The organism is Megasphaera sp. AF13-6AC (genome assembly GCF_027685385.1).
In the GTDB taxonomy this organism is placed as follows: domain Bacteria; phylum Bacillota; class Negativicutes; order Veillonellales; family Megasphaeraceae; genus Megasphaera; species Megasphaera micronuciformis.
On sequence record NZ_JAQCUN010000023.1, the window covers coordinates 1 to 13,251 of the forward strand.

General features: G+C 45.4%; 13 protein-coding genes, 1 tRNA gene and 1 riboswitch. Of the genes, 6 read left to right on the top strand and 8 right to left on the bottom strand.

Annotation, left to right across the window (positions count from 1 at the left end; genetic code table 11):
• The 4 genes from PGX78_RS02535 to PGX78_RS02550 form a co-directional block, all read right to left on the bottom strand.
• Nucleotides 1–835: phosphoribosylaminoimidazolecarboxamide formyltransferase (locus PGX78_RS02535; protein WP_270445260.1), on the bottom strand; the 835-nt coding region annotated here is incomplete at its 3' end.
• A 47-nt stretch (nt 836–882) separates the two neighbouring features.
• Nucleotides 883–962, bottom strand: a riboswitch (ZMP/ZTP riboswitch).
• A gap of 56 nt (nt 963–1,018) precedes the next feature.
• Complete coding sequence (locus PGX78_RS02540) at nt 1,019–1,849, bottom strand: Asp23/Gls24 family envelope stress response protein (RefSeq protein WP_270445261.1); 831 nt, start codon at nt 1,847–1,849, stop codon at nt 1,019–1,021.
• A complete protein-coding gene (locus PGX78_RS02545; protein WP_270445262.1) occupies nt 1,837–2,661 on the bottom strand; it encodes a PHP domain-containing protein in 825 nt (274 codons plus the stop codon). The genes PGX78_RS02540 and PGX78_RS02545 overlap by 13 nt, the downstream gene beginning before the upstream one ends.
• The gene (locus tag PGX78_RS02550; protein ID WP_270445263.1) at nt 2,661–4,109 is read right to left on the bottom strand and encodes a leucyl aminopeptidase family protein; all 1,449 of its coding nucleotides are present in this window, start codon (nt 4,107–4,109) and stop codon (nt 2,661–2,663) included. Before PGX78_RS02550 ends, PGX78_RS02545 begins: the two co-directional genes overlap by 1 nt.
• Nucleotides 4,110–4,280: 171 nt before the next feature.
• Between PGX78_RS02550 and PGX78_RS02555 the strand changes: the two genes are divergently transcribed.
• The 6 genes from PGX78_RS02555 to PGX78_RS02580 all read left to right on the top strand — a co-directional run bounded on the left by PGX78_RS02555 (nt 4,281) and on the right by PGX78_RS02580 (nt 8,134).
• Nucleotides 4,281–4,356 (top strand) — tRNA-Lys (locus PGX78_RS02555).
• A 134-nt stretch (nt 4,357–4,490) separates the two neighbouring features.
• Nucleotides 4,491–4,694, top strand: a complete 204-nt coding sequence (locus PGX78_RS02560; RefSeq protein ID WP_040774139.1) for a hypothetical protein — start codon at nt 4,491–4,493, stop codon at nt 4,692–4,694.
• A gap of 120 nt (nt 4,695–4,814) precedes the next feature.
• Nucleotides 4,815–5,264, top strand: coding sequence for a DUF523 domain-containing protein (locus PGX78_RS02565; protein WP_270445264.1), 450 nt, complete (start codon nt 4,815–4,817; stop codon nt 5,262–5,264).
• A 62-nt stretch (nt 5,265–5,326) separates the two neighbouring features.
• Nucleotides 5,327–5,887 (top strand): signal peptidase I, encoded by a 561-nt coding sequence (gene lepB, locus PGX78_RS02570; protein WP_270445265.1) that lies wholly within the window; start codon nt 5,327–5,329, stop codon nt 5,885–5,887.
• Between the two features lie 61 nt (nt 5,888–5,948).
• Nucleotides 5,949–6,326, top strand: coding sequence for a hypothetical protein (locus tag PGX78_RS02575; protein WP_270445266.1), 378 nt, complete (start codon nt 5,949–5,951; stop codon nt 6,324–6,326).
• Nucleotides 6,327–6,475: 149 nt separating this feature from the next.
• Nucleotides 6,476–8,134: an acetolactate synthase large subunit gene (locus PGX78_RS02580; RefSeq protein ID WP_006942873.1), complete on the top strand. Its 1,659-nt coding sequence runs from the start codon at nt 6,476–6,478 to the stop codon at nt 8,132–8,134.
• A gap of 76 nt (nt 8,135–8,210) precedes the next feature.
• Here the strand turns inward: PGX78_RS02580 and PGX78_RS02585 are convergent, their stop codons facing one another.
• The 4 genes from PGX78_RS02585 to PGX78_RS02600 all read right to left on the bottom strand — a co-directional run.
• Entirely contained in the window at nt 8,211–8,885 is a 675-nt protein-coding gene (locus PGX78_RS02585; protein ID WP_333523844.1) for a redox-sensing transcriptional repressor Rex, read from the bottom strand.
• 83 nt (nt 8,886–8,968) lie between these two features.
• Entirely contained in the window at nt 8,969–10,213 is a 1,245-nt protein-coding gene (locus PGX78_RS02590) for an O-antigen ligase family protein (RefSeq protein WP_270445268.1), read from the bottom strand.
• A gap of 48 nt (nt 10,214–10,261) precedes the next feature.
• A complete protein-coding gene (locus tag PGX78_RS02595; RefSeq protein ID WP_270445269.1) occupies nt 10,262–11,575 on the bottom strand; it encodes a bifunctional folylpolyglutamate synthase/dihydrofolate synthase in 1,314 nt (437 codons plus the stop codon).
• Nucleotides 11,576–11,588: 13 nt separating this feature from the next.
• A partial coding sequence (locus tag PGX78_RS02600; RefSeq protein ID WP_270445270.1) for a valine--tRNA ligase occupies nt 11,589–13,251 on the bottom strand: 1,663 nt, incomplete at its 5' end.

The window sequence follows — 13,251 nt, forward strand, 5'->3', positions numbered from 1 at the left end:
CACGAAACGGCAGGGACAATACCTTGGGATGCTGACGCAACCACCAAATATCCGCCTTATTACCCGCCAAACGAGTGCAGTGAACTCGCGATTGCTGGCCTGCACCTACACCGATAGTCATGCCGTCTTTAACATAACATACCGAGTTGGATTGCGTATATTTAAGAGTAATAAGTGCAATAAGTAAATCTCTTTGTGCCTTTTCAGGGATATCTTTATTTTTTGTCGGCCTATTCTTAAACAAATCGGTCGTTATTACCGCATTATTGCGATGCTGTTCAAACATGATGCCGAATACTTCCTTGTGTTCCGTTTCAGCCGGCACATATGCGGGATCTATTTTCAGGACACAATACGTCCCCTTTCTTTTTTCCTTTAATATACGCAAGGCTTCATCCGTATATGCCGGTGCAATGACACCGTCCGACACTTCCCGCTTTAACAAGGTAGCCGTTTGGGCGTCACACTCATCGGATAAGGCTACGAAATCGCCGTACGAACTCATGCGATCGGCACCTCGCGCACAGGCATAAGCCGTTGCCAAGGGCGAAAGTTCGAGGTCATCGACATAATATATTTTTTTCAGCGTATCACTCATATCTGTTGCCACTGCTGCTCCGGCAGGGCTGACATGCTTAAAAGAAGCCGCTGCCGGTAAACCGGTAGCCTCTTTTAATTCTTTAACCAACTGCCAACTGTTGAAGGCATCGAGAAGATTAATATATCCCGGTCGTCCGTTCATCACCTCAATCGGTAAATCACTGCCGTCGTTCATATAAATACGAGCACCGCCTTGATTAGGGTTACACCCGTATTTCAACGTCATTTCTTTCATCTGTACCTCCCGTTTAATAGACAAACAAAAAAACCGACACCTCCGGAACCAAATGCCCAGACGGTCGGCTGTAATCGGTCATGCTCCCCGTGGTTAACTCCACTTTCCGTCAGTCACATGACTTTCCTTATTTATTATACAGAACGGGTCGAACCCTTGTCAACGAAAGGTCCGACCCGTTTTTCACGATTCTACGGCCACATCTCGGACGGTGATTTTCAATACTTCCACAGTCATGCCGGTCGTATAGGATATTTCTTTTTCTACAGCTTTTTGTAATCGGGATGTTAAACTTTTCAAATTCTCACCATAACGCACCGTCAACGCCATATCAACTGAAAGACCGTTCGTTTCTTCCTCTTTGTGTTTACGAATACGCAACTTATTAAGCTTTACTATGCCCGTCTCTTCTTTTACAGTATGGCGTACAAGCGTCAACAAAACCTTGTCGGAAAAAATCAACTTTCCGTAATAACTGAAAACGGGCCGTACCACAGAGTGTTCAAATTCCGTTTCTTCTTTGGCACCGTTGCGCCGAAATAAAGATCGCACAGAATCCAGTAAATATCCGTGAAAATGAGTTTTTAATTCCATAGTCGGTACGGGAATGATATGCCGACCCTCTTTCGTACGTTGCTCTTTGGCTATGGCCATATCTTCCGGTGTCGACACTTCTTCAATACGAATATACTCTTCAGGAAAAGACAGGTTCAAAGCATCACAAATTCGTTCAATCATATGCTTCGACGTACCTAAAACAAGCAATTTCTCCGTCTCGATTCGAGCCAGTGCCAGTCGCATGACCTGTGCATCCGCCTTTTCGGAGAAAATAGCCGTCCGCACAGCCTTCATACGATTGGAATCGTCCTTAGCCGAATGACCTGCTACAATTCGATTACGATAGATAAGAAGACCATCATCAATAATAGCCTCTATTTTTCTGTCATATGCTACAACCAGAGCGTGATGACTTTTTCCCGTGCCGCTCGGTCCGACAAATCCTATGGTTTGCATGCTTTGCAAGTCCCTTCATACTCAAGTAAATTCGTTACTTTTTCGGCCGGCACGGTAAACAGCCCCAATTCCTCCGGGAATCGTCCCGCCGTACCGTGGAAGTCCGAGCCACCGCTTATAAGAAGCCTGCGGTCTTCAGCCAAAGCCGTAAATTCATCATACCGACCCTTGTTTTTCGGATGGTATACTTCAATTCCGTCAAAAGGCTGTGCTTCCACGTCTGCCAATCCTTTTTTTACCAGAGACGGATGAGCCAAAACGGCACAACCGCCGGCTTTATGAATCAGATTTATACATTCATTTATAGTTTTTCGTTCATAAGGTACATAGGCCGGTCCACCACGATACAAAAGAGTGTCGAAAACGGACTTTATATCGGTAAAATACCCTTTTTTGATGAGCATACGCGCCAAATGAGGGCGTCCGACCGTACCTCCCTTTTGAACATAAGTTCGAACCTCGCAAGGATCAATATCATATCCGGCTTCACAGCATTTTTGAGCCATAAGTACGGCTCTGTTCAACCGTCTTAGAGAAAAGTCACGACAATATTCAAGTAACTCTTCGTTCTTCGTATCAATATAATAGCCCAAAATATGAACATCACCGTCGGCATATTCGGAACTCATTTCAATACCCGGAATAATGCGAATATCTGAATTTAAACGATGTGTGCCGTCATAAGCCGCTAACGTATCGTGATCAGTCAGGGAAATGGCCGAAAGTCCGGCGCGTGCGGCCTTTTCCGTCACCTCTTCAGGTGAATAAACGCCGTCGGAACAATCGGTATGTACATGTAAGTCGACAAACATTATTTATCGCCTCGCAAGAGTCTTAATACGGATTTAATGCCGACACCCGTCGCCCCGTAGAAGCCGTTTTCATCCTTTTTATCGCAAAAAGCCGTCCCGGCAATGTCCAAATGAATCCATGACGTGTTTTCCTGAATAAAGTGTTTTATAAACAGTCCCGCCGTAATAGCTCCCGCTTCAGGACCGCCTACATTGGAAATATCGGCGACCCGGCTCTTTAATTGTCGTTCATACTCTTCGTCTGCCGGCAACTGCCACACTTTTTCATTTACCTGTGCGGCGGCGGCAAAAAAGCGGTTCATAAAATCCTGATCATTACCGATCATGCCGCTTCTGACCGTGCCTAACGCCGTTACACAGGCCCCCGTCAAAGTAGCCAAGTCGATAATCCGCTTAGCCCCTTTGGACTGAGCGTAAGAGACGGCATCAGCCAAGACAAGCCGTCCTTCGGCATCCGTATTCTTTACTTCCACTGTCGTACCGTCAAACATGGTAATCACGTCATCTACATGATAAGACATTCCTGAAGGAATATTTTCGGCCAAAGGCATAACCGCCAGAACATTGACCGGATATTTCAGCAACATGAGCGCCCGGATAATACCCAAAGCCGTTGCCGCACCGGCCATGTCGGACTTCATGTTTAATTGCCCTGCCCTGGTTTTCAAGGACAGGCCGCCCGAATCATACGTAATACCCTTGCCGACAACGGCAAGTACATCGCGGCTTTCGGGATCCCCCGTATAGGCTACGGACAATAGCTGCGGCGGATTCATACTGCCCTTACCGACAGATACAATACCGCCCATATTGCGTTTTTCCAAATTCCACTTATTCAGCACTTCGACAAAAATGTTGTCACCCGTACATACGGCCGTAGCCGTATCTACAAACTTGCGGGGCGTCATGTCGTTAGGCGGCATATTAACCAGATCGCGGGCAAAATAAATACCTTCATAAATGGACGAATATACATAACAAAGGGTATTAAAGTCTTTACTTTTTAAACTGGACGTAATGAGATTGATGTTTTTCAGCACCTTCGACTTCGACTTGGTCTTATATTGATTGTACTCATAATTACCGTACAACAATCCGTCAATAAGAGTTTCCACATCCATATCAAGGGTATCGATATAAACGGCCAACTCACCTACATCTTCTTTCATTGCCGCCGCCATAATCTTTTTAGCCCTGTCGAATTCACGAAAAGTACCGCGTTCTTGAGAGTCATCTTCCGTTCCGGCAAGAAAATATGTTTTTATCGTATCGCCTTGAAGAGCACGCAAAATACTCACATTACCGGCCTTCATAGCCGAAGGATGTTTATCCGTATAAGCACGAATTAAAGCTCCTTCTTCTTCCGTTACCAACGATAAAGCACGTAAACGACGGTCCGTGCCTAGAACGACGGCATCGGGATTTCCGCTTCCGTTACATGTAATCATACATTCTGCCTCCCTACTGCGAAATAAAAACCGTATTTATTATTATACTGTTTTATACCTTGTCAAATCAATAAGACTAGATTCTCCTTCTGTTTGCAAAATTTTTTTCTTCCTCTTGATTTTTAACCATCCATAGTGTAATATAACTCATGTGACTTGTTCACGTAATATGGACCATTAGCTCAGCTGGCAGAGCACCTGACTCTTAATCAGGGTGTCCAGGGTTCGATCCCCTGATGGTCCACCATAGAAGCGGTTGTCTTTATGACAGCCGCTTTTTTCTCGGCCTTTTTGACACATATTTGTAATGGTACTGTTTATTTACCGTCACGTAAGAAGCGGACAGTCATGATATACTGTTTCGGAAGGGAGGAGAATATTGTGAATGCCTATATTTACATAAAAAACGGGCCTCAACTTATCGTTACCAATTTGAAATCCATTAAGAGCAAACAAGGCAATACATCTATAAGTGAAACAACCGATTTTTCCGCCTGCTTTTTCGGACATAAAAATTATATTTTTACAGGAGATAATACAGTCTCCATCGACGGCGATAATATTGCGGCTGTAGAATTACGCTGATGCTACCATTTCAGACGGCTTTTCAAGTTAATGCTTGAAGCCGTTTTTTTGTTTTATTCTTTTCCTCATATCTTGTGCTATGATAATGATATTAAAGAGACTTCATACCAAGGAGGATTTATGAACATTCTCATCAGTGCCTGTCTCATAGGACTGTATTGCCGGTACGACGGAAAGATAAAGGACTATCCCGCCATATCAAAGCTTTTTAACAGACCCGATATTACACTTATTCCCTGTTGTCCCGAGCAGGCCGGCGGTTTGCCCACACCGCGCATGGCGGCAGAGCGTTGCGGTCAGCAAGTGAAGACTTGCGACGACCGAAATGTAACAGAACAATTCGAGGTCGGCGCCCGCACGGCGTGCAGACTGGCTGAATTATACAATTGCTCTTATGCCGTTTTAAAAGAAAAATCACCTTCTTGCGGCTTCAAACGTATTTACGACGGTACCTTCAGCGGCACTTTAACCAATCGTTCGGGCGTTACGGCTCAAGCCTTATCCGATATGGGGGTTCGTATTTACGGTGAATCGGAAATTGATATCCTGACCGACTCGCTCTTACCCTAATCGGTCATTTACTTTGTTTCCGCCCTCTGCTACAATGAAACGGAACGCAAGGAGGTATTATATTGAACACGCTAATACGGGAAATTTACGAATGGATTTATTCTATAGTCATTGCCTTGGCTATTGCTATGGTTATTCATATTTTTGTGGTCCAACCGACACGAGTGTCCGGCGAATCCATGGTGCCCACCCTGCATAACGGCGAGTATCTGGTCGTCGAAAAGTGGGATCATATTCTGGGCCGCGAGCCTGATTACGGCGATATCGTAATTATCGACAGCCGAGTTCTCTACGACCGCACTTGGATGGACGATGCAGTCGAGCCTTTGCACAACTATCTGGCCTTTTTTGATAAAAACATGCAGACTCGTAATGTATGGGTTAAAAGAGTCATCGGTCGCGGCGGCGATACACTCGCCTTTCACGACGGCAAAGTTTGGCGCAACGGTAAGCCTCTCGATGAACCGTATATAAACGGAGCTATGGATTACAGCCGTGAAGGCGAAGTAGTTATCCCTCAAGGCTACGTCTTTTGCATGGGTGACAACCGTAATCACAGTACGGACAGTCGTTTCATCGGTCCCGTTCCCTTGGACCATGTATTAGGGAAAGTCATTTGGTAGCCTCGTACTTCCCTTCCATGATATAATAGGCATAAGCATATAAAAAAGGCGGTGTTTTCACGTGAAAGCAAAAAAAATTCTTCTTTCTCTGACCATGGCGGTAGCTATGTCCGTATCCGTTTGCGCAGCAAAAGATGCGATTTGGCAATATAACCAAAATATTGCTATTAACATGAGTTCCGCTAAGGTTACTACGGAAAACGGTATGAGAATCCTTACCTTCCAGACCAAAGAAACCTTCGGCGACGCTACAGACCAATGTACATACGTTTATAACGTAGACGAACAAACCATTCAGCTTAAAGAACTCGTATCGAAGGTAGGAAAAAAGAAATTTAAACAGCACTTTTACCCCCAATCGGTTGCTAAGGGTAATGATGTTGTCAAGGGCCGTGCTCACATGGCCGATTTAGTATTACAAAAACTTCAGTACAGATAAAAGCAGAAAAAGACCGTCAATGACGGTCTTTTTCTTTTGTCTTCTTATGAAGAATATTGTTTTCATATTGCGAAATTGCCAAACCCTCTTATGCGTACTATAATCAAAAGGAATATTTTCATAACTGGAAAACGTAAAGGAGCCCCATAATGACAGATAAAAAGAAACAAAGAAATACAGCCGATTTATTGGTTGAATGTCTGGAAGAAGAAGGTGTTCATTATATTTTCGGCATTCCCGGTGAAGAAAATCTGGCTGTCATGAATGCCTTGGAACACTCTAAGATCGAATTTATAACAGTACGCCATGAACAGGGTGCGTCCTTTATGGCCGATGTATACGGTCGTTTAACAGGCCAAGCCGGCGTCTGCATGGCTACCTTGGGCCCCGGTGCAACAAACCTGATTACGGGTGTCGCCGATGCAGACAGCGACGGAGCCCCTTTAGTAGCAATTTCCGGCCAGGTCAGCACGGATAAGATGCATATTACGGCCCATCAGTATCTTGACCTGCGTTCCATGTTCGAACCTATTACGCGGCGTGCTTATACAGTTGTTCGTCCCGATACTATTGCCGAAATCACGCGCCTGGCTTTTAAATACGCGGAACGCGAAAAACCGGGTGCTACCTTTATCGACTTGCCCGTCAATATCGGGATGATGCCTGTAGACGACAATGAACGACCGCTACACCATAAATCCATTAAGCCTGAAACAGCTTCGGAATACTCCATTGAAGAAGCGGCAAAACTCATTTCCTACGCTCGCAATCCCGTCATCCTGGCCGGTAGCGGCGTTATCCGTAATAAGGCGGCCCGCAAGTTAACGGAGTTCGCTGAAAAGTTGAAGCTTCCCGTCATTAATACGATGATGGCTAAAGGTGCCATTCCCTTTGATAATCCTTATTCTCTCTGGACAGTCGGCATACCTATGGAAGACTATCAGACAAAGGTTCTGGAAAATGCCAGCTTGGTTATTTGTATAGGCTACGATATTATTGAATACGCCCCTAATAAATGGCACCTCAATAACGCCGATATTATTCATATCGACTCCTTACCGGCCGACATTAATAAGACCTACCAACCCGAAGTGGAAGTAGTCGGCGAGATAACCGATTCCCTCGATCGCATTATAAGTAAGGCGGCTCGTCTTCTTGAGCCGACATACGCCTTAAAGATTCGTGAAAAAATGGTTGCCGAACACGAACAGTATCGCAATGATACATCCTTTCCCATGAAACCCCAAAAAGTCCTCATTGACGCACGTGAAGTCATGGGGCCTGATGACATTGTTATTACCGACGTGGGAGCCAACAAGGTCTGGACGGCTCGCCATTACAACTGCTATAAACCCAATACATGCATTATTTCCAACGGCTTCGCCACCATGGGCATTGCCGTTCCCGGAGCCATTGCCGCCAACTTGGTCCATCCGGACCGCAAAGTATTGGCTATTACGGGCGATGCCGGTTTCTTAATGAATTGTCAGGAATTTGAAACGGCTCATCGCTTGGGTTCTCACTTTGTCACCCTTATTTTTAACGACAGCAGTTACGGCCTGATTAAGTGGAAACAAGAAATGCATTACGGACACCCGGCATACGTCGACTTTACAAACCCCGACTTCGTCAAACTTGCAGAAAGCATGGGGGCCATTGGCTACCGTATTACAAAGGCTGAAGATCTCTTACCTACCTTAAAGAAGGCCTTTGAACAAACCAAGCCGGTCGTCATTGATTGCCCTGTAGATTACAGCGAAAATATGAAATTGACAAAGCACTTGGAAGAACTCGTAAAAACCTTATAACTCAATATCGTAATAAAAGGACCTCTCATATAAAAACGAGAGGTCCTTTTTTATAAGGTATGAATGAGTACGTTGACTAGTTATTCATCATGCCATCCGTGCGGTTCGTCAAGTAGTACGAAATACGGCTCAAGCCGATAGACAAATCTTCACGGAATACATAGACATGCGACGGCACAGCCAGCCGAATGGGAGCAAAAGAAAAAATTCCTCGCACACCTCCGGCCACCATCTGATCGGCTACTTGTTGAGCTACCGATGCGGGAGTCGTAATAATCCCTATTTGAATACCTTCCCGACGAATAGTTTCTTCCATCTCCGTCGCCGACATAACAATAATACCGCCTACGTTTTGACCGATAATCCGATGGTCTACATCAAAAAGACCGGTCGTCCGAAATCCGAGTCGACCGAAGGTCTTATAATTGGCCAAGGCCCATCCCAAGTGCCCGATACCTGCAATGCAAACTTTCCAATGCTGTTGTAATCCGATAATTTCCACAATTTGTTGACTGAGTTCACTGACATAATAGCCTACACCTTTTTTACCGAAGGCACCGAAGCAAGTCAAGTCCTTACGGATTTGTTCGGGCGTTATGCCCAAGCGCTCCCCCAGCTTTTCAGACGAAATAATATCGATTCCCGCATCTTGCAGTAGCAGTAAATCTCTATAATATAACGGCAGTCTTTCTATAACCGCATCGGATATAGCTTTCTTTTGTTTCATCGTCATCCCCTCCGAATGAACCATACCCTTCTATAAAGTTAAAACTGAATATTAACTTGTAATCCGTAATTATTATATATTATTGTGAATATTTTCGCAAACTGTTTTCATTGCTTCTTATATGCCGTATACGTATTACAAAAGAGAGCACTAATCGTCCAACACATTAACGACACCTGTGTGCTGAATAAATTATCATCACTTATGCCACTGACAGATACGGATGCTACCATGGCCGCCATAGCCAAACTGAGCATATATATCAGAGAATCTGACCCTCTGTCTCTAAGAACACGCCGTGCAAAGATGAGGTGTCCGAACCAGTAGGCGAAGAAAGACGCAAATCCTGCCAGTCCTGTTTCTGCAAGTATATTCAAAAATAAATTATGACAATGAAAAATAGTAATGCCCGCTTTTTGGATGAGTTCATTATATGCCGGATAGGTAAACTTAAAAGCCCCCCAACCGATACCGAAGAAAGGTCGGTCCGCCCACATACTTAAGGCATCGTTCCACATATCGAGGCGCATGGCAAAAGACGTATCCGCCTCTCTATGTGAAAAAATAGACATAAATCGTTCGGCTATACCGCCGTGATAAAAGACCAGTATAATCGGTACAAGAAGTAGTGCGAACCAAAAGCGCTTGTCTTTAACAAGTCCGAAAACAAAGACCAGGACGGCTGCACTGATCCATGCCCCACGCGAGTATGTGAGCACAAGGCACAAAGATAGAAGAACGAACAAAGCGGCCGTAAGAAAACGTCGTATTCTATCCTTCGTCCACAAAGCATAGGCCCCTGTAAGCGACATGATAGACAATAAGTAGCAGGAAAAAAGGTTAGGATTGTACAAAGTCGAATACATGCGACGGCGCAACATGGGAAAGACAGACGTATCAACCCACTCCGTTTCACCGAGAGCCCACATATGTACATATTGATATACACCGTAGACGGCCACAAAAAATGCCGAAGCCAATAGAGTGTGTACTATTAAAAGGCGCTCCTCTTCCGTTTTGATAAACACTTGTACAAGCATAAACAAAAGTACGTACTGAAAGACCGTAAAAAACCAAAAAGCGGTATTCCAAAAAGCTTGTGTAGAGCCGGCTAAGGAAATAAGCGTCGCCCCCGTAAAGATTGCAATGGGTACGGCTAAAGGGCCCGGCTTATACTCGTGTATACCGTATCGATAGATAAAGTACAAAGAAAAAATAACGGTGAGAGCTAACAATCCCTCGGCTATATATAATTGTAAAGGCATGAAAAAAACAGTCCCCAAAAGCAGGTATACTACCCGTATTCTCGCTTTTTCCTCGGGACTGTCTTTTAGCGAAGTCAAGAGGTTCATAGAGATACTCCTTTTGACTTCCATTATACGGTTCGCCGCACTTCTTGTCTATACAAAGGCCCCATAGTACTCTCTCAAGTACCTTCGCACTTCTCCTTGTATGTACAAGGAGCCTACAACAACGCAAACGTCCTCTTCCGTCGTCTCTTTTAGCGCCGTATCGATAGCCGCCGACACGGACGGGCAGACCTTTGCCGCCTCTCCGATTAAATCGGCCATAGCTTTCGGATCCGCCGTGCGAGGAGTCGGTGCAGGTGCACAAAAGATCGCATCATTCGCCCGAAAAAGTCGTCTTACAATTTTATCGTATTCCTTATCGGCTAAAACGGAAAAAACGAAAACGCGTCGTCTTTTTCCGAATACTTCTTCGTATGTGCGACAAAAACTTTCAATCCCCGCCGGATTATGCGCTCCGTCAATAATCATTGTCTTTCCCGAAACGGAAAGGATTTGAAAACGCCCGGGCCAATACACGGTATGAAAGCCCTTCATAATCGCTAAATCTCTTACAGCCCCGTCCGTTTTACCCAAAAGTCGCAGGACTCCTACGGCTACCGCAGCGTTTACAGCCTGATGAGCACCTACCAGAGGCGTATCAACTTCTGTTCGCATCAGTTCGGGACCTTCGATACATATTTTTTGACGCACCGTACCGTCACTCACGTGAATAAGGGCTCTATTCTGAATCACTATTTCTTTATCAACAACATATAAGGGAGCCTTTTTACTCCGAGCCGTTTTTTCAATAATTTCCAAAGCCGTACCGGTTGCCGCCGTAACAACAGGTATTCCTTCTTTAATAATCCCTGCCTTATGAACGGCTATATCTTCTACCGTCGGACCGCAATAAGCCGTGTGGTCGACGGCCACATTGGTAATAGCGGAAACCTGCGGCGTAATAACATTGGTCGAGTCCAACAGTCCTCCAAGACCGACTTCGATAACCGCATACTCAACCTGTTGCCTGCAAAAATATAAAAAAGCGGCGGCCGTCAGCATTTCAAACTCTGTCGGTTGCTCGAAACCGTCAGCTTTCATACCTTCCGTAGCGTCTTTTACTTCTTCCGTAATGATTGCAAACTCTTCTTTTGTAATTAAATGGCCGTCTATACTCATTCTCTCCGTATATTCTTCTAAATGAGGAGACGTATAGCGCCCCGTTTTGCGACCCGCCGCTGTAAGTGCATTGGCTATAACGGCTGTAACCGACCCTTTGCCGTTCGTTCCCGTTACATGTACGGTCTTATAGGTTTCATGTGGGTTACCTAAACGAACCAGGAGCTCATGAATTCTCATGAGCTCCGGTTTTATTCCGAACGTGCAGGCATCTTCCAAATAAGCTATAGCTTCTTCATATGTCATCTGCCCTGTCCTCTTATAAATGTTTTAAATCTTCCATTCGTTTATTTAAAGCTTCGGCTTTTTCCCGATAAGCAGCTAATTTTTCTTTCTCCTTAGCTACAACCGCTTCAGGTGCCTTATCCGTAAAGCCCTTGTTGGACAATTTCTTTTCAAGTCGTTCGATTTCACCGCGAGTCTTTTCCTGTTCCTTCGCAACACGAGCCGTTTCTTTTTCAATGTCAATCAAATCTTTTAAGAGCAAGTACACTTCGATGCGAGGAACGACTGTCACAACGGCATTTTCCGGCTTAGCATCCGTTGTTTTGAGAATATGAACTTCATCGACAAAGGCTAAGGTCTTAAAATACGTTTCGTAGGTATGAAGTACTTCTGCCATTGCCTCATCCGACGGTACGAGCGTAACGGGAGCTTTCTTGCCCATCGGCACATTAGCTTTGGCACGCATATTCCGAATAGCTTTAACAGCTTCCATCATAATATTCATCGTAGCCGCATCTTCGGCAAAGTCTAAGGCTTCATCAACAGTCGGCCACGGTGCGACAATCAGGCTTTCGCCTTCATGCGGCAAGTGCTGCCACAGGTGTTCCGTAACGAAGGGCATAAAGGGATGTAAGAGCGCTAAGGCACCGGTCAGTACGCGAACCAAGACATACTGAGTCGTTTGACGGCTGCGCTTGTCTTCGGATTTGTACAAGCGCTGTTTAGCCAATTCAATGTACCAGTCGCAGAACGAGTTCCACGTAAAGTCGTACACCGTAGCAGCCGCATCTCCCAATTCATACGAGTCGAGGCCCTTCGTAACCTGGTGTACTACCTGGTTGAATGATGTCAGAATCCAGCGATCCGCCAAGGTAAAATCGTCCGTAGTCGGAACGAATTCGGGATCATAATCTTCCAGATTCATAATGACGAACTTGGACGCATTCCAAATCTTATTGGCAAAATTACGGTTCGCTTCTACCCGTTCCATATAAAAACGCATGTCGTTTCCCGGCGTATTACCCGTAACAAGGGTGAATCGTAAAGCATCAGCCCCGTACATATCGCTTACTTCCAGGGGATCGATGCCGTTACCGAGGGACTTACTCATCTTGCGCCCCTGGCTGTCACGCACAAGTCCGTGAATGAATACGTCTTTAAAGGGAACTTCCTTCATAAATTCGCAAGTAGCAAACATCATACGGGCTACCCAGAAGAAGATAATATCATAGCCCGTTACGAGAACGCTCGTCGGGAAGAAGTGCTGCAAGTCAGGAGTCTTATCGGGCCAACCCATGGTCGAGAAAGGCCATAATGCCGAGCTGAACCACGTGTCGAGAACGTCCGGATCCTGATGGATATGCTTGCTGTGGCAATGGGGGCATTCCGTCAAATCCGTACGGCTGGCACTAACTTCACCGCAGTCATCGCAATACCAGACGGGAATCTGATGTCCCCACCAAAGCTGACGGGAAATGCACCAGTCCTGAATATTTTCCAGCCAATGGTCGTAAATTTTCGTAAACCGTCCGGGAATAAACTTCGTATCGCCCCGATCGACGGCTGCCAAGGCTTCTTCAGCCAAGGGTTTCATCTTTACGAACCATTGTTTTGTCGACAAAGGTTCTACTGTCGTCTTACAACGTGAGCAATGACCGACGGCATGATTGAGTTCTTCTACGTGATCGAGAAGGCCT

Excerpts from the sequence above, each read along its gene's own strand:
- PGX78_RS02540 (WP_270445261.1), bottom strand. The coding sequence starts at position 1,849 with ATGCAAACCATAGGATTTGTCGGACCGAGCGGCACGGGAAAAAGTCAT.
- PGX78_RS02545 (WP_270445262.1), bottom strand. The coding sequence starts at position 2,661 with ATGTTTGTCGACTTACATGTACATACCGATTGTTCCGACGGCGTTTAT.
- PGX78_RS02550 (WP_270445263.1), bottom strand. The coding sequence starts at position 4,109 with ATGATTACATGTAACGGAAGCGGAAATCCCGATGCCGTCGTTCTAGGC.
- PGX78_RS02565 (WP_270445264.1), top strand. The coding sequence starts at position 4,815 with ATGAACATTCTCATCAGTGCCTGTCTCATAGGACTGTATTGCCGGTAC.
- PGX78_RS02580 (WP_006942873.1), top strand. The coding sequence starts at position 6,476 with ATGACAGATAAAAAGAAACAAAGAAATACAGCCGATTTATTGGTTGAA.
- PGX78_RS02585 (WP_333523844.1), bottom strand. The coding sequence starts at position 8,885 with ATGGTTCATTCGGAGGGGATGACGATGAAACAAAAGAAAGCTATATCC.
- PGX78_RS02590 (WP_270445268.1), bottom strand. The coding sequence starts at position 10,213 with ATGAACCTCTTGACTTCGCTAAAAGACAGTCCCGAGGAAAAAGCGAGA.
- PGX78_RS02595 (WP_270445269.1), bottom strand. The coding sequence starts at position 11,575 with ATGACATATGAAGAAGCTATAGCTTATTTGGAAGATGCCTGCACGTTC.